The 22,341-nt window shown below is 73.7% G+C and carries 21 protein-coding genes; 16 read left to right on the forward strand and 5 right to left on the reverse strand.

Going from position 1 to position 22,341, the window contains the following annotated elements; genetic code table 11:
• Window positions 1–215: 215 nt before the first annotated feature.
• Entirely contained in the window at window positions 216–842 is a 627-nt protein-coding gene (locus GA0115242_RS12275) for a TetR family transcriptional regulator (protein ID WP_093827580.1), read from the reverse strand.
• Between the two features lie 143 nt (window positions 843–985).
• On the opposite strand from GA0115242_RS12275, the gene GA0115242_RS12280 reads away from it, so the two are divergent.
• The 3 genes from GA0115242_RS12280 to GA0115242_RS12290 all read left to right on the forward strand — a co-directional run bounded on the left by GA0115242_RS12280 (window position 986) and on the right by GA0115242_RS12290 (window position 2,891).
• Window positions 986–1,177, forward strand: coding sequence for a hypothetical protein (locus GA0115242_RS12280; protein WP_093827582.1), 192 nt, complete (start codon window positions 986–988; stop codon window positions 1,175–1,177).
• A 72-nt stretch (window positions 1,178–1,249) separates the two neighbouring features.
• Entirely contained in the window at window positions 1,250–1,519 is a 270-nt protein-coding gene (locus GA0115242_RS12285; protein WP_093827584.1) for a DUF4190 domain-containing protein, read from the forward strand.
• A gap of 208 nt (window positions 1,520–1,727) precedes the next feature.
• A complete protein-coding gene (locus GA0115242_RS12290) occupies window positions 1,728–2,891 on the forward strand; it encodes a cysteine desulfurase family protein (RefSeq protein ID WP_093827586.1) in 1,164 nt (387 codons plus the stop codon).
• Between the two features lie 69 nt (window positions 2,892–2,960).
• Here the strand turns inward: GA0115242_RS12290 and GA0115242_RS12295 are convergent, their stop codons facing one another.
• A complete protein-coding gene (locus GA0115242_RS12295; RefSeq protein WP_093827588.1) occupies window positions 2,961–3,638 on the reverse strand; it encodes an N-acetylmuramoyl-L-alanine amidase in 678 nt (225 codons plus the stop codon).
• A gap of 60 nt (window positions 3,639–3,698) precedes the next feature.
• Here GA0115242_RS12295 and mnmA point away from each other — a divergent pair, with 60 nt between their 5' ends.
• Complete coding sequence (gene mnmA, locus GA0115242_RS12300; protein WP_093827590.1) at window positions 3,699–4,829, forward strand: tRNA 2-thiouridine(34) synthase MnmA; 1,131 nt, start codon at window positions 3,699–3,701, stop codon at window positions 4,827–4,829.
• 48 nt (window positions 4,830–4,877) lie between these two features.
• Here mnmA and GA0115242_RS12305 read toward each other — a convergent pair whose 3' ends face one another.
• Window positions 4,878–5,210 carry a DUF427 domain-containing protein gene (locus GA0115242_RS12305; RefSeq protein ID WP_093827592.1) on the reverse strand — a complete coding sequence of 111 codons (333 nt, stop codon included), beginning with the start codon at window positions 5,208–5,210 and terminating at the stop codon, window positions 4,878–4,880.
• Window positions 5,211–5,260: 50 nt separating this feature from the next.
• Between GA0115242_RS12305 and GA0115242_RS12310 the strand changes: the two genes are divergently transcribed.
• The 12 genes from GA0115242_RS12310 to GA0115242_RS12365 all read left to right on the forward strand — a co-directional run bounded on the left by GA0115242_RS12310 (window position 5,261) and on the right by GA0115242_RS12365 (window position 19,856).
• A complete protein-coding gene (locus GA0115242_RS12310) occupies window positions 5,261–5,800 on the forward strand; it encodes an LOG family protein (RefSeq protein ID WP_093827594.1) in 540 nt (179 codons plus the stop codon).
• A gap of 26 nt (window positions 5,801–5,826) precedes the next feature.
• The gene (locus GA0115242_RS12315) at window positions 5,827–6,525 is read left to right on the forward strand and encodes an SDR family oxidoreductase (RefSeq protein WP_093827596.1); all 699 of its coding nucleotides are present in this window, start codon (window positions 5,827–5,829) and stop codon (window positions 6,523–6,525) included.
• Window positions 6,526–6,575: 50 nt separating this feature from the next.
• Window positions 6,576–7,583, forward strand: a complete 1,008-nt coding sequence (locus GA0115242_RS12320; protein WP_093827598.1) for a methionine synthase — start codon at window positions 6,576–6,578, stop codon at window positions 7,581–7,583.
• Window positions 7,584–7,597: 14 nt separating this feature from the next.
• The gene (gene ligA, locus GA0115242_RS12325; RefSeq protein WP_093827600.1) at window positions 7,598–9,946 is read left to right on the forward strand and encodes an NAD-dependent DNA ligase LigA; all 2,349 of its coding nucleotides are present in this window, start codon (window positions 7,598–7,600) and stop codon (window positions 9,944–9,946) included.
• Between the two features lie 267 nt (window positions 9,947–10,213).
• On the forward strand, window positions 10,214–12,463 hold the full coding sequence (locus tag GA0115242_RS12330) for a putative bifunctional diguanylate cyclase/phosphodiesterase (RefSeq protein ID WP_093827602.1): 2,250 nt from the start codon (window positions 10,214–10,216) through the stop codon (window positions 12,461–12,463).
• A gap of 123 nt (window positions 12,464–12,586) precedes the next feature.
• Window positions 12,587–12,883, forward strand: coding sequence for an Asp-tRNA(Asn)/Glu-tRNA(Gln) amidotransferase subunit GatC (gene gatC, locus GA0115242_RS12335; protein ID WP_007266718.1), 297 nt, complete (start codon window positions 12,587–12,589; stop codon window positions 12,881–12,883).
• A gap of 5 nt (window positions 12,884–12,888) precedes the next feature.
• The gene (gatA, locus tag GA0115242_RS12340; protein WP_093827604.1) at window positions 12,889–14,382 is read left to right on the forward strand and encodes an Asp-tRNA(Asn)/Glu-tRNA(Gln) amidotransferase subunit GatA; all 1,494 of its coding nucleotides are present in this window, start codon (window positions 12,889–12,891) and stop codon (window positions 14,380–14,382) included.
• Complete coding sequence (locus tag GA0115242_RS12345; protein WP_093827606.1) at window positions 14,379–14,621, forward strand: hypothetical protein; 243 nt, start codon at window positions 14,379–14,381, stop codon at window positions 14,619–14,621. The genes gatA and GA0115242_RS12345 overlap by 4 nt, the downstream gene beginning before the upstream one ends.
• 15 nt (window positions 14,622–14,636) lie before the next feature.
• On the forward strand, window positions 14,637–16,151 hold the full coding sequence (gene gatB / locus GA0115242_RS12350) for an Asp-tRNA(Asn)/Glu-tRNA(Gln) amidotransferase subunit GatB (protein ID WP_093827608.1): 1,515 nt from the start codon (window positions 14,637–14,639) through the stop codon (window positions 16,149–16,151).
• 251 nt (window positions 16,152–16,402) lie between these two features.
• A complete protein-coding gene (locus GA0115242_RS12355; RefSeq protein WP_093827610.1) occupies window positions 16,403–18,646 on the forward strand; it encodes an MMPL family transporter in 2,244 nt (747 codons plus the stop codon).
• Window positions 18,624–19,187, forward strand: a complete 564-nt coding sequence (locus tag GA0115242_RS12360) for a GNAT family N-acetyltransferase (protein ID WP_093827612.1) — start codon at window positions 18,624–18,626, stop codon at window positions 19,185–19,187. Before GA0115242_RS12355 ends, GA0115242_RS12360 begins: the two co-directional genes overlap by 23 nt.
• Window positions 19,188–19,268: 81 nt before the next feature.
• On the forward strand, window positions 19,269–19,856 hold the full coding sequence (locus tag GA0115242_RS12365) for a hypothetical protein (protein ID WP_093827614.1): 588 nt from the start codon (window positions 19,269–19,271) through the stop codon (window positions 19,854–19,856).
• 140 nt (window positions 19,857–19,996) lie between these two features.
• Here GA0115242_RS12365 and GA0115242_RS12370 read toward each other — a convergent pair whose 3' ends face one another.
• On the reverse strand, window positions 19,997–21,205 hold the full coding sequence (locus GA0115242_RS12370; RefSeq protein ID WP_093827616.1) for a PQQ-dependent sugar dehydrogenase: 1,209 nt from the start codon (window positions 21,203–21,205) through the stop codon (window positions 19,997–19,999).
• 64 nt (window positions 21,206–21,269) lie between these two features.
• Window positions 21,270–22,268, reverse strand: a complete 999-nt coding sequence (locus GA0115242_RS12375; protein ID WP_093827618.1) for an aldo/keto reductase — start codon at window positions 22,266–22,268, stop codon at window positions 21,270–21,272.
• Window positions 22,269–22,341: the final 73 nt, after the last annotated feature.

Below are 22,341 nucleotides of genomic sequence, written 5' to 3' on the forward strand. Positions count from 1 at the left end.
GGCGGCTGCGGCGGTCCCGGCGGTGGTCAGGGCGGTGCCGCGCCGAGCGGCACCCCGAGCGCGGCGGCCACGGAGGGCTGAGCCCGCGGCGGGGCGGACCTCCCGGACCCGGGCGCGGCCGCCCCGCCGTCCAGGTCGCCCGAGCCGTGCCCCTCGCCCATGCCGCCCGTCGCCCGAGCCGCGCCCGCTGAGCCCGCCCGGTCAGTCCAGCCGGTTCAGTCCAGCCAGTGGGCGCGGCCGGTGCCGATCAGGCGCAGTTGCCGGGCCGCAAGACGGGCCACCCGCTCCCGCTCCAGCGGCTCGTCCCCGGGGGTCTCCAGGAAGAGGGACGCCGTGCTGAGCATCTGGTCCACGTAGAGGTGGGCCAGCATCAGGAGGTCGTCGTCGCTCCAGCCCCGGGAGCGCGGGTCCTTCGCCAGCTCCGCCTTCACCTCCTCGGCGAACCGCACCAGTTGCTCCCTGATCGCCTCCCGCACCGGCTGCACCCCGCCGTGGCGCTCGCGCGCGACGAAGCGGACGTGCGCGGGATGGGCGTCCACGTGACCGGCGACCAGGCCGACCGCCCGGGTGATGCGGCGGGCGCTGTCGTCGACGGGCGAGAGCGTCGTGCGGATCATCGCGTGCAGGCTGTCCAGCGCCTCCCCGACCAGCGCGACCCCGAGGTCGGCGGTGGAGCGGAAATGCCGGTAGAAGGCGGTCGGGGCGACCCCGGCGGCCCGGGTGACCTCGCGCAGCCCGAGGCTGCTCAGGCTCTGCTCAGCCAGCAGCCCGAGCGCCGCGTCCAGCAGCGCCTGCCGGGTCCGCTGCTTCTGGGCCTGCCGGGCGCCGGGCGTGTGACTCATGTCATCCAGTTAACAACTGTTCTCCCGCGGTGGGAAGTGAGGTGCGCGCTAGACTGGGTAGTCAGTGAACAACTGTTACCGCAATCGTTCACCGCAACGACACGAGAGGCGCCCCGGGCGTCTCGGAGGGGGTACTCCTTCCCATGCTGTTCCTCGTCGCCGCGCTCCTCCTGCTGGGCGTCGTCATGGGCACCGTCGCCCACGCGCCCCTCCCCGTCAGCCTCGCCGCGGCCGCCGTCATCGGCGTCTGGCTGGTCGTCTTCGCGGTCCGCGAGCGCCACGGCCGCCGCCGCGCGGCCTCGGTCCCGGCCTCGGCCTCGACCCCGGCCCGCTGATCGCGCCACTCCGCACCGCCCGCGCCACCCGTTCCGACCACCGTGTCCCCGACCGCCGGGAGTTGACCCGTCATGCACCTCACCGCACCGGCCCCGGGCCGTCGCACCGCCGTCCGCGACGCCGACGGCATGGCCGTCGCGTCCTTCGTCCTCGGCCTGCTCGGCCTGCTGGTCCTCAACGTCTTCCTCGGCCCGATCGCCGTCGCGCTGGCCGCCGTCGCCCTCTGGCGCGGCACCGCCCGCCGCGGCCGCGCCCTGCTCGGCCTCGGCCTCGGCGTGGCCGACCTGGTGGTCCTGGTCGTCGCCATGCAGTGGAGCGACACCATCTCCTGGAGCCTGTGACCCGGTTCCGGGGGTCCGCGCTGGGGGGTTCGCCCGGAGCCTCCGCGCGCCCGGCCTCCCCGGAGCCGGGGACCCGCGCCGACCGCTCAGCCCCTGCCTGCGGGCCCTGCCTGTGCCCTGCCCGCGCCCAGCCCCGTTCCGCCTCCGCCGCGGTACCCCGACCTGCCCCGCCGGCCGTCCGGGGCGGCGCCGTAGAATCGGGCCCACCATGGCTTACCTCGACCACGCCGCGACCACCCCGATGCTCCCCGAGGCCGTCGAGGCCCTCACGGCGCACCTGGGCACCACCGGCAACGCCTCCTCCCTCCACGCCTCCGGACGCGGGGCCCGCCGCACCGTCGAGGAATCCCGCGAGACGCTCGCCGAGGCGCTCGGCGCCCGACCCAGCGAGATCGTCCTCACCTCCGGCGGCACCGAGGCCGACAACCTCGCCGTCAAGGGCCTGTACTGGTCCCGCAGGGACGCCGACCCGGCCCGGGTGCGCGTCCTGTCCAGCCCCGTCGAGCACCACGCGGTCCTCGACGCCGTGGACTGGCTCGGCGAGCACGAGGGCGCCACCGTCGAGTACCTGCCCGTCGACCGGCACGGCCGGGTGCACCCCGAGGCGCTGCGCGAGGCCATCGCCCGCAACCCCGACGACGTCGCCCTGGCGACCGTGATGTGGGCCAACAACGAGATCGGCACGATCCTGCCGGTCCGTGAACTGGCCGACGTGGCCGCCGAGTTCGGCGTCCCGCTGCACGCCGACGCGGTCCAGGCGTTCGGCCAGGTGCCGGTCGACTTCGCCGCCTCCGGGCTCGCCGCGATGACCGTCTCCGCGCACAAGGTGGGCGGCCCCTACGGCATCGGCGCGCTGCTCCTCGGCCGCGAGCACACCCCGGTGCCCGTCCTGCACGGCGGCGGCCAGGAGCGGCACGTGCGCTCCGGCACCCTGGACGTCCCGGCCGTCGCCTCCTTCGCGGTGGCCGGACGGCTCGCCGCCGAACGGCGCGACCGGTTCGCCCACGAGATCGGCGCCCTGCGCGACAGCCTCGTCACGGCGGTGCGCACGGCCGTCCCGGACGCGATCCTCGGCGGGGACCCGGTCCACCGGCTCCCGGCCAACGCCCACTTCACCTTCCCCGGCTGCGAGGGCGACTCGCTGCTCCTGCTGCTCGACGCCCAGGGCATCGAGTGCTCCACCGGCTCAGCCTGCACCGCGGGCGTCGCCCAGCCCAGCCACGTCCTGCTGGCCACCGGCACCGATCCCGACCTGGCCCGCGGCACCCTGCGCTTCTCCCTGGGCCACACCTCGACCCAGGCCGACGTCGAGGCCGTCGCCAAGGCGATCGGCCCGGCCGTCGAGCGCGCCCGCGCGGCCGGGCTCAGCTGAGCCGACTGCACCGCGCGGGACCCGGCGCACACCGCGCCGGGCGTGCGACGCCCGGCTCCCGGAGGCCGCTCACGCCGTCGCCTCGGCGTGATCCGCGTCACGCTTCGCCTGCCGGACGAGCCTCATGTACCGGTCCCAGTCCCAGTGCGGCCCCGGGTCGGTGTGGTCGGTCCCCGGCACCTCCACGTGCCCGATCACATGCGTGCGGTCGACGGGGATGCCGTACCGCGCGCAGATCCTCGCCGTCAGCCGCGCCGAGGCCGCGTACATCGCGTCCGTGAAGTCCTGCGGGCGGTCCACGAACCCCTCGTGCTCGATCCCCACGCTCCGCTCGTTGAACGACCTGTTGCCCGCGTGGAACGCCACGTCCAGCTCGCGGATCATCTGCGTGATCCGGCCGTCCTTGCGCACGATGTAGTGGGCCGCGGCCTGGTGCGCGGGGTCCTGGAACACCTTGACCGCGCTGCCGTAACTGCCCTGCGTGACATGGATGATCACGCGGTCTATCGGGTAGTCGTCCGGCCGGTCCGCCCACCGGAAGTTCCCCGGCGACGCCGCCGTCCACAGCGCGCCCCCGAAGTCCACCGCGCCCTCGACCCGGGGCTTGCGGTTGCCGGGCAGCCGCCACCACAGGCGCCCCAGCTCCTCGCGCGCCAGCGCGGCCGTGCCGAGCGCCGCCGCCGCGCCGCCGATCAGCAGCGAGCGCCGCCCGATCCGCCGGTCCGAGTCCTTCTTCTTCTCCCCCACGCGATCCACAACGGATATCCGCGAGATCCGGTTCCCGGCCGCCCTTACCCTGGAAGGGCTATGACTGACACCCCGCAGCGATCCCGCCCCCTCCGCGTCCTGGCCGCCATGTCGGGCGGCGTGGACTCCGCCGTGGCCGCGGCCCGCGCCGCCGAGGCGGGCCACGACGTGACCGGCGTCCACCTGGCGCTCTCGGCCAACCCCCAGTCGTTCCGCACCGGCGCCCGCGGCTGTTGCACCATCGAGGACTCCCGCGACGCCCGCCGGGCCGCCGACGTCATCGGCATCCCGTTCTACGTCTGGGACCTCGCCGAACGCTTCCGCGAGGACGTCGTCGAGGACTTCGTCGCCGAGTACGAGGCCGGCCGCACCCCCAACCCGTGCCTGCGCTGCAACGAGAAGATCAAGTTCGCCGCACTCCTGGACAAGGCGCTGGCCCTCGGCTTCGACGCCGTGTGCACCGGCCACTACGCCCAGGTCGTTACCCTCGCCGACGGCAGCCGCGAACTGCACCGCGCCTCCGACATGGCCAAGGACCAGTCCTACGTCCTCGGCGTCCTGGACGAGAGGCAGCTCGCGCACGCCCTCTTCCCGCTCGGCGACACCCTCACCACCAAGGACGAGATCCGCGCCGAGGCCGAGCGCCGCGGCCTCGCGGTCGCCAAGAAGCCCGACTCGCACGACATCTGCTTCATCGCCGACGGCGACACCCGGGGCTTCCTCGCCGACCGCCTGGGCAGGGCCGAGGGCGACATCGTCGACGAGTCCGGCGCGGTCGTCGGCTCGCACGAGGGCGCCTACGGCTTCACCATCGGCCAGCGCAAGGGCCTGCGCATCGGCACCCCGGCCGCCGACGGCAAGCCCCGCTACGTGCTGGACATCTCCCCGGTCGACAACACCGTGACGGTCGGCCCGGCCGCCTCCCTGGACGTCGGCGCGCTCACCGCCGTCCGCCCCCGCTGGTGCGGCGGCGCCCCGATCGCCCCCGGCACCTACACCGCGCAACTGCGCGCCCACGGCGGGGAGACGGAGGTCCACGCGGCGCTCGTCGACGGCACGCTGGAGGTCACCTTCACCGAGCCGGTCCGCGGGGTCGCGCCCGGCCAGGCGATCGTCCTGTACGACGGCACGCGCGTGGTGGGGTCCGCGACGATCGCGACGACCGTGCGGGCGGCGACGGCCGACGTCTGAGCCGTGCCGGGGGCCGCGGACGCCGTAGGGACGGCCGCGGCCCGGCGCTCAGGCGGCCGCCACTTCCTCCACCTCGTAGAAGCACAGGTGGTCCTTGATCGCGGCCACCTCCGGCTTCGGCTCGGGGTAGGACCACACCAGGTCCGCCGCGTCCGGCAGCGACCAGTACGAGGCGTCGCCCTTGAACGGGCAGTGGGTGCGGGTGTCCGACGGGGTCAGCAGGTCGAGGCGGACGTCCTCGGCCGGGATGTAGTAGCGCGGCGGGCAGCCCGTCTCGCGCAGCAGGAGCGGGCGGTCGCTCTCCGCCAGGACCTGGTCGCCGTGCACGACCCTGACCCGCCGGGTGCCCTCTTCGATGGTGATCGTGTGTCCTTCGGCCATGCAGGGAAAACGATTGCGGGGCCCCGGATGTTCCGCCGTACCGTGACGTCATGCGCATCTGTGTCTTCCTCTCCGCCGCCGACCTCGACGACCGCTACACGCGCCCCGCGCGCGAGTTCGCGACCCTGCTCGGGGCGGGCGGCCACACCCTCGTCTGGGGCGGCTCCGACACCGGCCTGATGAAGGTCGTCGCCGACGGCGTCCAGGAGGCGGGCGGGCGGCTGGTCGGCGTCTCCGTCGGCTTCCTCGCCGCCAAGGCCCGCGACGGCGCCGACGAGATGGTCATAGCCGCCGACCTCTCCGAGCGCAAGAAGCTCCTCCTGGAGAAGGCCGACGCCGTGGTCGTCATGGTCGGCGGCACCGGCACCCTCGACGAGGCCACCGAGATCATGGAGCTGAAGAAGCACGGCCACACCGACAAGCCCCTCGTCGTCCTCAACACCGAGGGCTTCTACGACGGCCTCAAGCAGCAGTTCCAGCGCATGGAGAGCGAGGGCTTCCTCACCCGGCCCCTCACCGACCTGGTCCTCTTCGCCGAGGAGCCGGTCGGCGCCCTCGCCCACCTGGAGGAGAGCCAGGGCATCCGGTAGCGGGCCGCCCCGGCGCGGGTGCGAGCATGGCGGGCATGGCAACCCATGTGATCACCGGAGCCGGTTCCGGCATCGGCGAGGCCGTCGCCCACCGCCTCCACGCGCGCGGCGACGACCTCGTGCTCCACGCGCGCGACGCGGGCCGCGCCAAGGAACTCGCCGCCGCCTTCCCCGGCGCCAGGACCCTCGTCGGCGACCTGGCCGACCCCGACAGGCTCTCCTGGGCCTTCTCCCACCAGTCGCTGCCCGACCGCGTCGACTCGCTGCTGCACATCGCGGGCGTCGTCGACCTCGGCCCGGTCGGCGACCTCACCCCCAAGGCCTGGCGCCACCAGCTCGACGTCAACCTCGTCGCCCCCGCCGAGCTGACCCGGCACTTCCTGCCCCAGCTGCGCGCCTCCCGCGGCCACGTCCTGTTCGTCAACTCCGGCGCCGGACTCGCCGCGCACGCCGACTGGTCCGCCTACGCCGCCTCCAAGCACGGCCTCAAGGCGCTCGCCGACGCCCTGCGCGCCGAGGAGCACGGCAACGGCGTCCGCGTCACCTCCGTCTACCCCGGCCGCACCGCCAGCCCGATGCAGCTCAAGGTGCACCAGCAGGAGGGCAAGGAGTACGACCCGGCCCGCTGGATCGACCCCGAGTCGGTCGCCACGACCATCCTGACCGCCCTCGACCTGCCCCGGGACGCCGAGGTCAGCGACCTGCGGGTGCGCCCGGGACACTGACCCGCCACCACCCGTGCGGCAACCCCCGCGGGGCCGCATAGGCTTCCCGGGTGAGTGACAACAGCCAGCCCACCTTCGGTCCCGCCACCGGCATCGGCTCGATGCCCGGCGGTGACGCCCGGGAGACCGCCAAGGCCGTCACCGGCTCCTTCGAGGACCTCCCGCACCTCGCCGAACTGCCCGCCCGCGGCCCGGGTGCCGACATGATCGGGCGCACCGCCGGGATGCTCGTCGAGCTGTACGCGCGCGTGGAGCCCAGCGGCTGGCGGCTCGGCGACCGGCCGGGACGGGACACCAGGCGGGCCCGCGCCTGGCTCGGCGAGGACCTGGACGCGCTGGAGGAGTTCACCCAGGGCCACACCGGCATGCTGAAGGTGCAGGCCGTCGGCCCCTGGACGCTCGCCGCCGCCCTGGAACTGCGCAACGGCGAGGTCGCCCTCTCCGACCCCGGCGCCTGCCGCGACCTCGCCGCCTCCCTCGCCGAGGGGCTGCGCCTGCACCTCGCCGAGGTCGCCCGGCGCGTCCCCGGCGCCCGCGTCGTCCTCCAGCTCGACGAACCCTCCCTCGGCGCCGTCCTGGACGGCCGGGTGCGCAGCGCCAGCGGCTACCGCACCCACCGCGCCGTCGACCGCCAGCTCGTCGGGTCCACGCTGCGCGACGTCGTCGCCGCGCACTCCGGCGGACCCGTCGTCGTCCACTCCTGCGCCCCCGGCGTGCCGTTCGCGCTGCTGCGCGGGGCGGGCGCGGCCGGCGTCTCCTTCGACCTCTCGCTCCTCACCGAGCGTGACGACGACGCCCTCGGCGAGGCCGTCGAGGGCGGCACCCGGCTTCTCGTCGGTGTCGTACCCGGCACGGACACGGCATTGTCAGACCCTGCCGGTAGCGTCATGGGGGTCAGGACGCTGTGGCGCAGGCTGGGGCTGCCGCCGGGGCTGCTCGCGGAGGCGGTCACCCTCACCCCGACGTGCGGACTCGCGGGGGCCTCCCCGCAGTACGCGCGCCGGGCGCTCGCCCACTGTGTCCGGGCGGCGAGATCACTCGCGGACAACCCTGAGTAACGGGAGGAAACACGGTGGCCGGCGACAAGCAGGCGGAGACGACGGTGCCCAGCGAGGCACGGGAGAAGCACGCGCAGCTCGCTGAGCGGATCGAGGAGCACCGCTTCCGGTACTACGTGAACGACGCCCCGGTCGTCAGTGACGCGGACTTCGACACCCTCCTGCGCACCCTGGAGGAGCTGGAGGAGGAGTACCCGGAGCTGCGCACCCCCGACTCCCCGACCCAGAAGGTCGCGGGCGCCTACCGGACGGACTTCACGTCCGTGCAGCACCGCACCCGCATGCTCTCCCTCGACAACGCCTTCAGCGACCTGGAGCTGGCGGCCTGGGCCGAGCGGATCGCCAAGGACGTCGGCACCACCGACTACCACCTGCTCTGCGAGCCGAAGGTCGACGGCCTCGCCGTCAACCTCACCTACGAGCACGGCAGGCTCACCCGCGCCGCCACCCGCGGCGACGGCCGCACCGGCGAGGACATCACCCCCAACGTCCGCACCATCACCGAGATCCCCGACCGGCTCACCGCGGAGACCGTGCCCGACCTGGTGGAGATCCGCGGCGAGGTCTACTTCCCGATGGAGGAGTTCCAGGCGCTCAACGCCCGGCTGGTCGAGGCCGGTGAGAAGCCGTTCGCCAACCCCCGCAACGCGGCGGCCGGTTCGCTGCGCCAGAAGGACCCGCGCGTCACCGCGGGCCGCCCGCTGCACATGGTCGTCCACGGCATCGGCGCCCTGGAGGGCTTCGAGGGCCTCACCCGCCTCTCCGAGGCCTACGACCTCCTCAAGTCCTGGGGCCTGCCGACCGCCCGGCACAACAAGGTGGTCGACGGACTCGACGGGGTACGGGAGTTCATCGCCCACTTCGGCGAGAACCGGCACTCCGTGGAGCACGAGATCGACGGCGCGGTCGTCAAGCTCGACGAGATCGCCCTGCAGGGACGGCTCGGCTCCACCTCCCGCGCGCCCCGCTGGGCCATCGCCTACAAGTACGCGCCCGAGGAGGTCAACACCAAGCTGGTCAACATCCGGGTGGGCGTCGGCCGCACCGGCCGGGTCACCCCGTACGCGCAGGTCGAGCCGGTGACGGTGGCCGGGTCCGAGGTCGAGTTCGCCACCCTGCACAACCAGGACGTGGTCAAGGCCAAGGGCGTCCTCATCGGCGACACCGTGGTGCTGCGCAAGGCCGGGGACGTCATCCCGGAGATCCTCGGCCCGGTCGCCGACCTGCGCGACGGCAGCGAGCGCCCCTTCGTGATGCCCGCCGAGTGCCCCGAGTGCGGCACCCCGCTGCGGCCGATGAAGGAGGGCGACGTCGACCTGCGCTGCCCCAACGCGCGTAGCTGCCCCGCCCAGTTGCGCGAGCGGCTGTTCTACCTCGCGGGCCGCAAGGCGCTGGACATCGAGAACTTCGGCTACGTGTCGGCGGCGGCCCTCACCCGGCCGCTGGAGCCCGCCGACCCGGCCCTCGCCGACGAGGGCGACCTCTTCGACCTCACCATCGAGCGGCTGCTGCCGATCACGGCGTACGTCCTCGACCAGGACAGCGGGCTGCCCAAGCGCGACCCGAAGACCGGCGAGGAGAAGATCGTCACCGTCTTCGCCAACCAGCAGGGCGAGCCCCGCAAGAACGCCGTCGCGATGCTGGAGAACATCGCGGCCGCCAAGGAGCGCCCGCTGGCCCGCATCCTGACGGGGCTGTCGATCCGTCATGTGGGGCCGGTCGCGGCCGAGGCACTGGCCCGCGAGTTCCGCTCGATCGAGCGTATCGAGCGGGCCACCGAGGAGGAGCTGTCGAACACCGACGGCGTCGGCGCCATCATCGCCGCCTCCCTCAAGGAGTGGTTCGCCGAGGAGTGGCACCAGGAGATCCTGCGCAAGTGGCGGGCGGCCGGGGTGCGGATGGAGGAGGAGGGCTCCGCCGAGGACGAGGGCCCGCGCCCCCTCGAAGGGCTCACCGTCGTCGTCACCGGCACCCTCGAACGCTTCACCCGCGACGGCGCCAAGGAGGCGCTCCAGGCGCGCGGCGCCAAGGTGACCGGATCGGTCTCCAAGAAGACGTCGTTCACGGTCGTCGGCGAGAACCCCGGTTCGAAGCACGACAAGGCGGTGCAGCTCAAGGTGCCCGTGCTCGACGAGGCGGGCTTCGAGGTCCTGCTGGAGCGCGGCCCGGAGGCGGCGGCCGAGGTCGCCCTGCGCGACGAACAGGCCGACACCGGGGCGGAGTCCGCGGCGGCCACCGGGGCCGCGGCGGGCAAGGCGGCGGGCGAGGACACCGCGACCGACGGCACGACGGGGGCCGACGCCGCGGCCGGGGCGCCGACCGGGGGAGAGGACGATGGCGGGGAACCGGCCGGGGAGCGGTGACCGGGGGCGGTTGAAGGTCACCCGTTCGGCGCATACCAGATGCATAGGGGTGCGGGGGGCGCATTCGGGCAACCGTCCGCGACCGCTGCCCCTGGACGCCTTCCGCGGCCTAATGTTGAGGGGTGCGCCTGCCGTGCCCAGCTGCGGTCGGGGCATCTCCCCGCTCCTGACGAGCGGGACAAGGGCTTTCCGACGCGGTGCCGTTGAGGGCTGTCGGACAGCGGACCGCACGGCGTGGGCACCGCCGGCTGGGTGAGAGGGACGGGAATGGAACCGACCGAGAGCGCCGCCCCGGACTCCCGGCTGCCCCGACGCCGGGTCACCGGACCGCTGCGGGCGGGCCGGTGGACGGTACGGGCACCGGAGCGACCGGGCGCCGAGACGCGCGCCGTCGGACAGTTCGCCGTACCCACCGGGCCGGGCACCCCGCGCCCGGCCGCAGGCCACCTCGGCGCCGGCCACCCCGCCGGGCACGCGGCCGACGCGGAACGGCAGGTCCGGCCCGCGCTGCCTGCCGCGGTCGTCGTGGCCGCCGCCGTCGTCCTGGGCGCCGGGTTCCATCGCGCGTTCAGCGGGGCGCACGCCCTTTTCCCGTCCGGCACCGTCGGCTGGTCCCTCGCCCTGCTCACCGGCGTCATCGTCGGCCACCTCGTGATGCTCGGCCGGGCCCGCTGGTGGGGCGGCACCGGCTCGGGCGCCGCGCTCACCCTCGCCGTGCTGCTGCTGTACGGGTGGGTGCCCGCGGGCATGGTCAGCCTCACCGTCGTCGTCCTGGTCGGCACCGCCCGCCGCAACCGCTGGCGCCAGGGCGTGCGGCACGGCGCGGTCGACATCCTCGGCATCGGCGCGGGCGGCCTGGTGCTGAGCGCCTTCGGCCGGGTCCCGTCGGTCGAGCACCCCTGGAGCCCGGACAGCTGGACCGCCTACACCGTCCCCGAGGTGCTGCTGGTCGCCGCCGCCTACCTCCTCGTCACCCGCGCCCTGCTCTGGTTCCTGAGCGTGCCGCACCGCGCCGGACTGCCCACCGCCGCCCGCACCGCCCTGGTCAGACAGGGCCTGGTGGCCGTCGCGCTGCTCGGCATCGCCCCGCTGGTCTGCGTGGTCGCCGTCGCCCAGCCGGTGCTGCTGCCGCTGTTCGCGATCCCGCTGATCGCCCTCGACTCCACCCTGTGGATCGCCCGCGCCCGCGCCGAGGAGCAACTGCGCGACCCGCTCACCGGCCTGCCCAACCGCCAGTGGCTGCTGGAGCGCATCTGGACCGCCCTGGACGACGCCGAGCGCATCGGCGCCCGTTCCGCGCTGATGCTCATCGACCTGGACCGGTTCCGGTCCGTCAACGACACCCTCGGCCACCTCGCCGGGGACCGGCTGCTGCTCCAGATAGCGGACCGGCTGCGGGTGGCGCTGCCCCGCGGCGCCGAGGCCGCGCGGCTCGGCGGCGACGAGTTCGCCGTCCTGCTCCCGGTCGCCGACTCCACCACCTCCGCCACCCGGGTCGCCCGCGGCCTGGTCTCCGCGCTCTCCTCCCCGCTCGACCTGGACGGCCTCACGCTCGTCCTGGAGGCCAGCGCGGGCGTCGCCGTCTTCCCCGACCACGCGCTGGACGCCGAGGGGCTGCTGCGCCGGGCCGACGTCGCGATGTACCAGGCGAAGCGGGACCGCACGGGCGTCGAGGTCTACGAGTCCAAGCGGGACTCCAACACCCCCGACCGGCTCGGTCTCCTGGGCGATCTGCGGCGGGCGCTCGACGCCCACGAGGTGCAGCTGCACTACCAGCCCAAGGTCCGCTTCGACGGCCAGGTGGCGGGCCTGGAGGCGCTGGTGCGCTGGGTGCACCCGGAGCGCGGCAAGGTCCCGCCGGACGAGTTCATAGCGATCGCCGAGACCTCCGGCCTCATGCCCCACCTCACCGAGTACGTGCTCGACACGGCGCTCGCGCAGGTCGCCCGCTGGCGGGCCCAGGGCCTCCTGGTGCCCGTCGCGGTCAACGTCTCCCCGCGCGACGTGCACACCCCGGGGTTCGCGGGATCGGTGGCCGCGCGCCTGGCCCGGCACGGTGTCCCGGCCGGTTCGCTCCAGTTGGAGATCACCGAGCACGTGCTCCTGGAGGACCCGCAGCGGGCCGCCGACACCCTCGCCGGGCTGACCGGCCACGGCGTGAAGATGTCCCTGGACGACTTCGGCACCGGCTACTCCTCGCTGGTGCACCTGCGGCGGCTGCCGGTCAGCGAGCTGAAGATCGACCGCTCGTTCGTGGCCCGGCTCGCGGTCGACACCGAGGACGCGGAGATCGTGCGCTGCACGGTCGACCTCGCCCATTCGCTGGGGCTGCTGGTCGTCGCGGAGGGCGTCGAGGACGACGAGACCTGGGAGCGCCTGCGCGACCTGGGCTGCGACGCCGTGCAGGGCTGGCTGGTCGCCGCCGCGATGCCGCCCGAGGAGACGACGGCCTGGCTGCTGGCCCGGGGCTCGCGGGGCTGGCAGCGCCCGCGCGCCGCGCTCCCGGCCGCCGAGTGACCGGCGGGCCGCGCGCCGCGGTCCCGGCGCTCCCGCCGCCGGGAGAAACCGTTTAACGGGTATCCCCTCGCGCGGCCTAGGATTGGCCGCACATCACTCACACTCACCCCAGAGGATCGCTGCATGCCTGGCATCACGCGCGAGGAGGTCGCCCACCTCGCCCGGCTGGCGCGTCTGGAGCTGAAGAGCGAAGAACTCGACCACTTCGCGGGACAGCTGGACGACATCATCGGCGCGGTCGCCCGCGTCAGTGAGGTCGCCGACCAAGACGTGCCGCCGACCTCGCACCCGCTCCCGCTGACGAACGTCATGCGGGCGGACGAGGTCCGTCCGTCGCTCACCCCCGAGCAGGCGCTCTCCGGCGCCCCGGCCCAGGAGCAGCAGCGTTTCAAGGTGCCGCAGATCCTGGGGGAGGACTAACCGCCATGACGGACATCATCAAGCTCACCGCGGCCGAGACCGCCGCGAAGATCGCCTCGGGCGACCTCACGGCCGTCCAGGTCACCGAGGCGCACCTGGCCCGCATCGAGGCCGTCGACGAGAAGGTGCACGCCTTCCTGCACGTCGACCGCGAGGGCGCGCTGGCCCAGGCCCGCGCCGTCGACGACAAGCGCGCCCGGGGCGAGAAGCTCGGCCCGCTGGCCGGCGTCCCGCTCGCGCTGAAGGACATCTTCACCACCGAGGGCATCCCGACGACCGTCGGCTCCAAGATCCTCGAAGGCTGGATCCCGCCGTACGACGCGACCCTCACCAAGCGCCTCAAGGCCGCCGACGTGGTCATCCTCGGCAAGACCAACATGGACGAGTTCGCCATGGGGTCCTCCACCGAGAACAGCGCGTACGGGCCCACCGGCAACCCCTGGGACCTGACCAGGATCCCCGGCGGCTCAGGCGGCGGTTCCTCCGCCGCGCTCGCCTCCTTCCAGGCGCCGCTGGCGATCGGCACCGACACGGGCGGCTCCATCCGCCAGCCCGCGTCCGTCACCGGCACGGTCGGCGTGAAGCCGACGTACGGCGCGGTCTCCCGCTACGGCATGGTGGCGTTCTCGTCCTCCCTCGACCAGGGCGGCCCGTGCGCCCGGACGGTCCTGGACGCGGCGCTGCTGCACGAGGTCATCGCCGGTCACGACCCGCTGGACTCGACGTCGATCGACGCGCCGGTCCCGCCGGTCGTGGAGGCCGCCCGCAACGGCAGCGTCGACGGCATGCGCGTCGGCGTCGTCAAGCAGTTCCGCGGCGAGGGCTACCAGGCCGGTGTCGTCCAGCGGTTCGACGAGTCGGTCGAGCTGCTGAAGTCGCTGGGCGCCGAGATCGTCGAACTGGACTGCCCGTCCTTCGACCTCGCCCTTTCGGCGTACTACCTGATCGCGCCCTCCGAGTGCTCCTCGAACCTGGCCCGCTTCGACGGCCTGCGCTACGGCGTGCGGACCGGCGACGACGGCACCCGTTCGGCCGAGGACGTCACCTCCCTCACCCGTGAGGCGGGCTTCGGACCCGAGGTCAAGCGGCGCGTCATGCTCGGCACGTACGCCCTGTCGAGCGGCTACTACGACGCCTACTACGGCTCCGCCCAGAAGGTGCGCACCCTCATCACGCGCGACTTCGAGCGGGCCTTCGAGCAGGTGGACGTGATCGTCTCGCCGACGACCCCGACCACCGCCTTCGCGATCGGCGAGCGCGCCGACGACCCGATGGCGATGTACCTCGCGGACCTGTGCACCATCCCCACCAACCTGGCGGGCAACGCGGCCATGTCGCTGCCGTGCGGTCTGGCCCCGGAGGACAACCTCCCGGTCGGGCTCCAGATCATCGCGCCCGCGCTGAAGGACGACCGCCTGTACAAGGTGGGTGCCGCCGTCGAGGCCGCCTTCGTGGAAAAGTGGGGTCACCCGCTGCTTGAGGAGGCTCCGTCGCTGTGAGTAACACACTGGCCAAGGCCAAGGGCTTCAAGAAGTCCAAGTCCGGCACGTACCTGTCCATGGCAACCACCGCCTTCGGCGCGCTGAGCGTGGCCAAGCAGATCAAGAAGGCCCGGACCGAGCAGGACACCCTGCGGCTGGTCGACGCCACCGTCTCGGCGGTCGCGATCGTCACCGGCCTCGCCATCCTGTACCGCGAGCTGAAGCGGCTGGGCGACGACGACGTCCTGCTGGGCTGAGAGGGAAGTTTCACCGTGACCACCACGACCGACCTGGTGTCGTACGAGGACGCGCTCGCGTCCTACGACCCCGTCATGGGCCTCGAGGTCCATGTCGAACTCGGCACCAGGACCAAGATGTTCTGCGGCTGTTCGACCGAGCTGGGCGCCGAGCCCAACTCGCAGACCTGCCCGACCTGCCTCGGCATGCCCGGCGCGCTCCCGGTCGTCAACGCGATCGGCATCGAGTCCGCCGTCAAGATCGGTCTCGCGCTGAACTGCGAGATCGCCGAGTGGTGCCGCTTCGCCCGGAAGAACTACTTCTATCCGGACATGCCGAAGAACTTCCAGACCTCCCAGTACGACGAGCCGATCGCCTTCGACGGCTACCTCGATGTCCAGCTGGAGGACGGCGAGACCTTCCGGGTGCAGATCGAGCGCGCCCACATGGAGGAGGACACCGGCAAGTCGACGCACGTCGGCGGCGCGACGGGCCGTATCCACGGCGCCTCGCACTCGCTCCTCGACTACAACCGGGCCGGCATCCCGCTCATCGAGATCGTCACCAAGCCGATCGAGGGCGCGGGCGCCCGCGCCCCCGAGGTCGCGCGGGCGTACGTGCGGGAGCTGCGCGAGGTCATCAAGGCGCTCGGCGTCTCCGAGGCCCGGATGGAGATGGGGCAGATGCGCTGCGACGTGAACCTGTCGCTGCGCCCGAGCCCCACCGCGAAGTTCGGCACCCGCTCGGAGACGAAGAACGTCAACTCGCTGCGGTCCGTGGAGCGCGCGGCCCGCTTCGAGATCCAGCGGCACGCCGCCGTGCTCTCCTCGGGCGGCACGATCATCCAGGAGACCCGCCACTTCCACGAGGACACCGGGTCGACGACCTCGGGCCGCGTGAAGGAGGAGGCCGAGGACTACCGGTACTTCCCGGAGCCCGACCTGGTGCCGGTCGCGCCGTCGCGCGCGTGGGTCGAGGAGATCCGCGCCGCGCTGCCCGAACTGCCGCTGGCCCGCCGCAACCGGCTCCTCGCCGACTGGGGCATCTCCGCCACCGACATGCAGTCGATCACCAACGCGGGCGCGCTGGACCTGATCGTCGCCACCATCGACGCGGGTGCCGACGCGGCCTCCGCGCGCAAGTGGTGGATGGGCGAACTGGCCCGCAGCGCCAACGAGTCGGCCACCCCGCTCGACGCGCTGGCGATCACCCCGGAGCAGGTCGCCCGGGTCACCGCGCTGGTCAACGCCGGTGACCTGAACGACAAGCTGGCCCGTCAGGTCATCGAGGGCGTCCTCGCGGGCGAGGGCACCCCGGACGAGGTCGTCGACAAGCGGGGTCTGAAGGTCGTCTCCGACGACTCCGCGCTCTCCACCGCCGTCGACGAGGCCATCGCGGGCAACCCCGGCATCGCCGACAAGATCCGCGGCGGCAAGGTCGCCGCGGCCGGAGCCCTGGTCGGCGCCGTCATGAAGGCGACCCGCGGTCAGGCCGACGCGGCCCGGGTCAAGGAACTGATCCTGGCGAAGCTGGGCGTCGCCGAAGGCTGAGCGACGCCGCGGACAGCGGGCGACGGCCCCGGAGGCACCCCCTCCGGGGCCGTTCCCGTGCGGGCCCGGACTCACCTCCTCCGGGCACGCGCCCGTGCGTGTCCGGAGGCCCCCCGGGAGCCGTTCCCGTGCGTGCCGGTGCCCTCCGGGAGACGGTCGAATTCTGTGAAAAACCACACCCAGGCGATAAACGATCACATTCCCCTGCGAGAGTGAGCGGCCCACCGCTCATCCACCCAGGGGGCACGCCCGTGGCAGCACTCGCACGCTGGTGCGTGAGACACCGCCTGGCCACCGTCCTGCTCTGGCTGCTCGCCCTCGGCGGGACCGGCGCGGCGGCCGCCCTCACCGGCGCCGCCTACTCCAACGACTACGAGGTCCGCGGCACCGAGTCCGGCCGCGCCGCCGACCTGCTGCGCGCCGGGTTCCCGGAACTCGGCGGCGACACCGGGACCGTCGTCTGGCACACCACCGCGGGCGGCGTGCGCGCGGCCGACGTCGAGCAGACCATGACCGCCACCCTGGAGAGGATCGCCGCCCTGCCCGGCGTCGCCTCCGTGACCAGCCCCTACACCGGCGAGGGCGCCGGGAACGTCAGCGCCGACGGGCGCACCGCCTACGCCCCGGTCGCCTTCACCGACCGCGCCGAGGACCTGGACGCCTCCCGGGCCCGCGCCGTCGTCGACACCGCGCGGGCCGCCGCCGGCGACGGGCTCCAGGTGGAGCTGGGCGGCACCGCCATCGGGCCCACCCAGACCTCCGGCGGCCATCTCGCCGAGGCGGTCGGGGTCGCCGTCGCGGCCGTCGTCCTGTTCCTCGCCTTCGGCTCGCTCGCCGCCTCCCTGCTGCCCATCGCCACCGCGCTCACCGGCGTCGGCACCGCGTACGCCGGGACGGTGCTGCTCGGGCACGCCGTGACCGTCGCCGACTTCGCGCCGATGCTCGGCATGCTGGTCGGGCTCGGCGTCGGCATCGACTACGCCCTGTTCATCGTCACCCGGCACCGGCGCGGCCTCCGGCGCGGTCTGGACGTCACCGAGGCGGCCACCGAGGCCGTCGTCACCACCGGGCGCGCGGTCGTCTTCGCGGGCGCCACCGTGTGCATCGCGCTGCTCGGGATGCTCATCCTGCGCCTCGGCTTCCTCAACGGCGTCGCGCTCGCCGCCTCGCTGACGGTCGTGCTCACCGTCGCCGCCTCCGTGACGCTGCTGCCCGCCCTGCTCTCCTTCATCGGACCGCGCGCCCTCAGCCGCCGTGAGCGCCGGGCGCTGGCCGCGCACGGACCCCGGCCCGAGCTGCCGACCGGGTTCGCCGCCCGCTGGTCGGCCCTGGTCCAGCGCCGCCCCGCGCTGCTCGGCGTCCTCGCGGTGGCCGTGATGACCGTCCTCGCGCTGCCCACCCTCGGCCTCCACCTGGGCACCTCCGACCAGGGCAACGACCCGGCCTCCTCGACCACCCGCCGCGCCTACGACCTGCTCGCCGACGCCTTCGGACCCGGCGTCAACGGACCCCTCACGGTGGTGACCCCCGTCGGCGGCGCCGAGGACCGGCTCGCCCTCGACAACCTGGGCGCCGCCGTCCGCGCCACCGAGGGCGTCGCCTCGGTCTCCCCGGTGACCTTCGACGGCTCGGGGGACACCGCCTTCCTCACGGTCGTGCCGACCTCGGCGCCGCAGTCCCGGCAGACCAGCGACCTCGTCGACCGGCTGCGCGGCGAGGTGCTGCCGCGCGCCGAGGCCGGCACCTCGCTCGACCTGGACGTCGGCGGGGTGACGGCCGGGTACGACGACTTCGCGGACGTCATCGTCGGCAAGCTGCCGCTCTTCGTCGGCGTCGTGATCGGCCTGGGCTGCCTCCTGCTGCTGCTCGCCTTCCGCTCCGTCGGCATCCCGCTGAAGGCCGCCGCGATGAACGTCGCCGCCGTCGCCGCCTCCTTCGGGGTGGTCGTCGCGGTCTTCCAGTGGGGGTGGGGCAGCGAACTCCTCGGCCTCGGCCGGGCCGGGCCCATCGAACCCTTCCTCCCGGTGATCATGGTGTCGGTCCTCTTCGGCCTCTCCATGGACTACCAGGTCTTCCTGGTCAGCCGGATGTACGAGGAGTGGCTGGAAACGGGCGACAACCGGCGGGCCGTGCGGGTCGGGCTCGCCGAGACCAGCCGGGTGATCAACTCCGCCGCGGTCATCATGATCGCCGTCTTCCTGGCCTTCGTCCTCAGCGGCGACCGGGTGATCGCCATGTTCGGCATCGCGCTCGCCGCCGCCGTCGCCCTGGACGCGTTCGTCCTGCGCACCCTCCTGGTCCCGGCCCTCATGCACCTGCTCGGCGACGCCAACTGGTGGCTGCCGCGCTGGCTCGACGCCCGGCTGCCCCGCATCAGCATCGAGCCGCCGCAGTGCCGTTCCGGCCATGAAAGGCTGACCGCAGGGGCGGCCGCGGAACCCGCGGCCGCGGGGACGAAGGGGCACGAGCCGCATGTACGCGACATCACTGGGTGACGACGGGGCCGAACTCCGCCCGCTGGAGCCCTGGCGGGCCGAGGAGTTCCTCGCCCACCTCGACCGCGGACGGGAGTTCATCACGCGGTTCATCCCCTTCGGCGCCCAGGCCACCGACGTCCCGTCGGCGCGGGCGCTGCTCCAGCGGTACGCCGACATGCGCGCCGCCGACACCGGCGCCCTGCACGGCCTGTGGCGGGACGGCACCCTCGTCGGCGGTGTCCTCTTCCTCAACTTCGACGCGGAGAAGGGCAACTGCGAGGTCGGCTGCTGGCTGGAACCCGACGCCACCGGGCACGGCCTGGTGACCCGGGCGATGCGCGTGCTGCTCGACCACGCCGTCCTGGAACGCGGGATGCACCGCGTCGAGTGGGTCGCCGCGGCGGGCAACGAGCCCAGCCTCCGGGTCGCCCGGCGGCTCGGGATGCGGCGCGATGCCGTGCTCCGGGAGGCGCACCCCTATGGTGGGACGCGGCACGACGTCGAGGTGTGGTCGATCCTCGCCCCGGAGTGGCGGGAAGCACGCGCGCGTGCCGCGTGACAACGACAGGTGAAGAGGGCTCGAACGATCGCCAGCCGATCATTAAGAGACCTCTCAGACAGCGTCCGTACGGTGCGAGGTATGGGAACCAAGACTGATGACGAGGCCGCGACCGGGGCCACGGAAGTGAAGCCCGCCGACTCCGCCGAGGAGCAGGCGGCGCCGGCCGGCACCGAGCCGACCGGACCGGCCGAGCCCACCGGCACCGAGACGGTGGCCGAAGGCGACGACGAGGAGTTCGACGAGGAGGCCCCGGCCGCCGGGGAGAGCCCCTCCGGCGTCGGCCAGGGCGCGGGCGCGGTCGTCTCCGCCGCCCTCGGTCTGGTGTCGCTGACCGGAAGCTGGCTCGGCACGGTCGCCGCCGCCCGCGAGACCCTGATCGGACAGCTCAGGACGTCGTCGACGGCGTCGGTCTCCACGCAGGTCAAGGAGATCTACGGCGACGCCTGGCACGCCAGCGCCCTCTACGGCGGCCTCTTCGCGCTGCTCGCGCTGGTCGTCGGCGTCGTGGTCCTCGCCCGGCCCGCGTTCGGCGCCCCCGGCCGCGTCCAGCAGGCGCCCTGGATCAAGTCCGTCTCCTGGGCGGGCGTCGCCCTCGGCGTGATCGGCCTGATCCTGGCCGTCCTGAAGTACACCGACGTCCTGCTCGGCCTGCCGTCGGCGAGCTGAGCCGGGTCCACGGCGGGGAGGGGCCTCGGCCGTCCGTAGAGTCCTACGGACGGTTGGGGCCCCTTCGCGCGTCCGGAGCGCCCCCGCCGTCCCGTCGCCGCCCCGCGTCGCCGAGCACCGCCCCGGTAGCTCTCCAGGCGTCACTTCACCCGCAGCTCCAGGATCCTGTCGTCCCCCTTGGCCGGGGTGCCGCGGCCGTCCGTCTCGCTCGTCATCAGCCAGAGCTTGTCGCCGCCCGCCGCCGCCACCGTGCGCAGGCGGCCGTACTCGCCCTTGAGGAAGGGCTGCGGGTCCGCCGCCGCCTCCGTGCCCTTCAGCGGGATCCGCCACAGGCGCTCGCCGCGCAGGCCCGCCATCCAGATCGAGCCACCGACGTAGGCGACGCCGCTGGGGGAGGCGTCGTCGGTGTGCCAGGTGGCGATCGGGTTCTGGAACGCCGCGTCCTTGGACGTGCCCTCCGCGTCCGGCCAGCCGTAGTTGCCGCCCGGCTTGATCGCGTTCAGCTCGTCCCAGGTGTCCTGGCCGAACTCCGAGGCGAACAGCCGCTGGTCGGCGTCCCAGGCGAGTCCCTGCACGTTGCGGTGGCCGTAGGAGTACACGGGGGAGCCGGGGAACGGGTTGCCGGGCGCGGGCTCGCCCTCCGGGGTCAGCCGCAGGATCTTGCCGCCGAGTGACTTCTTGTCCTGGGCGAGACTTCGCTCGCCGCTCTCCCCGGTGCCCGCGTAGAGCATCCCGTCGGGACCGAACGCGATCCGGCCACCGTTGTGGATCATGCCCTTGGGGATGCCCCGGAGGATCGTGTTCGGCGCCCCCAACTGCTCGCCCGACGGCTTGTCCGGGTTGTACACCATGCGCGCGATGCGGTTGTCGGACGCCGAGGTGAAGTACGCGTAGACCATGTGGTCCGCCGCGTAGTCGGGGGAGAGCGCGATGCCGAGGAGACCGCCCTCGCCCGCCGCCGAGACCCCGGGCACCGCGCCCAGCTCGGTCTTCCTGCCGGTGCCCTCGTCGATCCGGGTGATCGTCCCCTCGTCGCGGGAGGAGACCAGCAGCCCGCCCTCGGGCAGCGGGGCGAGCCCCCACGGCGACTTCAGGCCTTCGGCGACCGTGCGCAGGACGGTCGCCGACCCCTTCGCGGGCGCGGGCGACGCGGTCGCCCTCGGCGGCGCGGCGGAACGGCTCGGGCCGCCGCCGGACGCGCTCGCCGCGTCGCCCCCGGGGCCGCCGTCCGGGCCCGAGGAGCACCCCGAGGTCAGCAGGAGGGCCGACACGGCCCCCGCGGCCAGCACAGCCGACACTGGTCGTCGCACGATCTCGGTCCCTTCGACGCGGCGGGTTCTCCCTGTCATACACCGCCCGCACCCCCACACGTTCCCGATCACCGCGATCCGATGCGCGCACCGGCCGCCGCGCTCAGTCCCAGGAGCCCAGCGCGCGGGGCAGCTCCGCGATCTCCGCGAGGTCCCGCGCGGTCAGCCGCAGCCGGTCCGCCGCGCTGTTCTCCGCCACCCACCGCTCCCGCTTGGCGCCCGGCACCGGCACCACGTGCCGCCCCTGCGCCAGCACCCAGGCCAGGGCGACCTGCGCCGGAGTGACGTTTTTGCCGTGCCGGGCCGCGATCCGGCGCAGCCCCACCACGATCGGCTGGTTCGCGGCCATCATCTCGGCCGTGAAACGCGGGTGCCTGGCCCGCAGGTCGTCCGGCTCGAACCCCTCGCCCGGGGTGAGCGTCCCGGTCAGGAAGCCGTTGCCCAGCGGCATCGCCGCGAGGAAGCCGATGTCCCGCGCCGCGCACCACGGCAGCAGCGACTCCAGGGCCTCGGGCGACCACACCGACAGCTCCGCCTCCACCGCGCTGACCGGGAACACCTGCTGCACCCGCCGCAGTTGCCGCAGCGTCCCGTCGTGCAGACCGCCCGCCGAACGGCGGCCGCCGCGCGCGCCCACCGCGCAGAACCCGAGCGCCCGCACCTTCCCGGCCGCGACCAGCTCCGCCATCGCCCCCCAGGTCTCCTCGACCGGCACCTCGGGGTCGGCGCGGTGCAACTGGTAGAGGTCGATCACCTCGGTGCCGAGCCGCCGCAGGGACGCGTCGCAGGCCCGGCGCACATAGCCGGGACGGCCGTTGGCCACGATGTGCTGCTCGCCCACCAGCAGCCCGACCTTCGTCGACACGAACGCCTCGTCGCGCCGCTCGCGCAACACCCGCCCCAGTAACAGCTCGTTGGTGAACGGGCCGTACATGTCGGCCGTGTCCAGCAGGGTCGTCCCCAGGTCGAGGGCCCGGTGCGCCGCCCTGAGCGACTCGTCACCGCGCTGCCGCGAACCGTTGTACGCCCAGGTCATCGGCATGCACCCGAGCCCCACGGCACCCACCGAGAGCGCCCCCGCGCCGATCGTCCTGCGCTCCACCTGCCCGTGACCCTCCCTCTCCCGGACCCCAACCTAACCTCTGCTCCCGGGATGGCCTGACATAGCCTCCTGG

The organism is Streptomyces sp. SolWspMP-5a-2, from assembly GCF_900091845.1.
In the GTDB taxonomy this organism is placed as follows: Bacteria; Actinomycetota; Actinomycetes; order Streptomycetales; family Streptomycetaceae; genus Streptomyces; species Streptomyces doudnae.

What these genes read in the sequence shown, in the direction of transcription:
- GA0115242_RS12275 (WP_093827580.1), bottom strand. Translation starts at nt 842, where the DNA reads ATGAGTCACACGCCCGGCGCCCGGCAGGCCCAGAAGCAGCGGACCCGG.
- GA0115242_RS12280 (WP_093827582.1), top strand. Translation starts at nt 986, where the DNA reads ATGCTGTTCCTCGTCGCCGCGCTCCTCCTGCTGGGCGTCGTCATGGGC.
- GA0115242_RS12285 (WP_093827584.1), top strand. Translation starts at nt 1,250, where the DNA reads ATGCACCTCACCGCACCGGCCCCGGGCCGTCGCACCGCCGTCCGCGAC.
- GA0115242_RS12290 (WP_093827586.1), top strand. Translation starts at nt 1,728, where the DNA reads ATGGCTTACCTCGACCACGCCGCGACCACCCCGATGCTCCCCGAGGCC.
- mnmA (WP_093827590.1), top strand. Translation starts at nt 3,699, where the DNA reads ATGACTGACACCCCGCAGCGATCCCGCCCCCTCCGCGTCCTGGCCGCC.
- GA0115242_RS12305 (WP_093827592.1), bottom strand. Translation starts at nt 5,210, where the DNA reads ATGGCCGAAGGACACACGATCACCATCGAAGAGGGCACCCGGCGGGTC.
- GA0115242_RS12310 (WP_093827594.1), top strand. Translation starts at nt 5,261, where the DNA reads ATGCGCATCTGTGTCTTCCTCTCCGCCGCCGACCTCGACGACCGCTAC.
- GA0115242_RS12315 (WP_093827596.1), top strand. Translation starts at nt 5,827, where the DNA reads ATGGCGGGCATGGCAACCCATGTGATCACCGGAGCCGGTTCCGGCATC.
- GA0115242_RS12330 (WP_093827602.1), top strand. Translation starts at nt 10,214, where the DNA reads ATGGAACCGACCGAGAGCGCCGCCCCGGACTCCCGGCTGCCCCGACGC.
- gatC (WP_007266718.1), top strand. Translation starts at nt 12,587, where the DNA reads ATGCCTGGCATCACGCGCGAGGAGGTCGCCCACCTCGCCCGGCTGGCG.
- gatA (WP_093827604.1), top strand. Translation starts at nt 12,889, where the DNA reads ATGACGGACATCATCAAGCTCACCGCGGCCGAGACCGCCGCGAAGATC.
- GA0115242_RS12360 (WP_093827612.1), top strand. Translation starts at nt 18,624, where the DNA reads ATGTACGCGACATCACTGGGTGACGACGGGGCCGAACTCCGCCCGCTG.
- GA0115242_RS12365 (WP_093827614.1), top strand. Translation starts at nt 19,269, where the DNA reads ATGGGAACCAAGACTGATGACGAGGCCGCGACCGGGGCCACGGAAGTG.
- GA0115242_RS12370 (WP_093827616.1), bottom strand. Translation starts at nt 21,205, where the DNA reads ATGACAGGGAGAACCCGCCGCGTCGAAGGGACCGAGATCGTGCGACGA.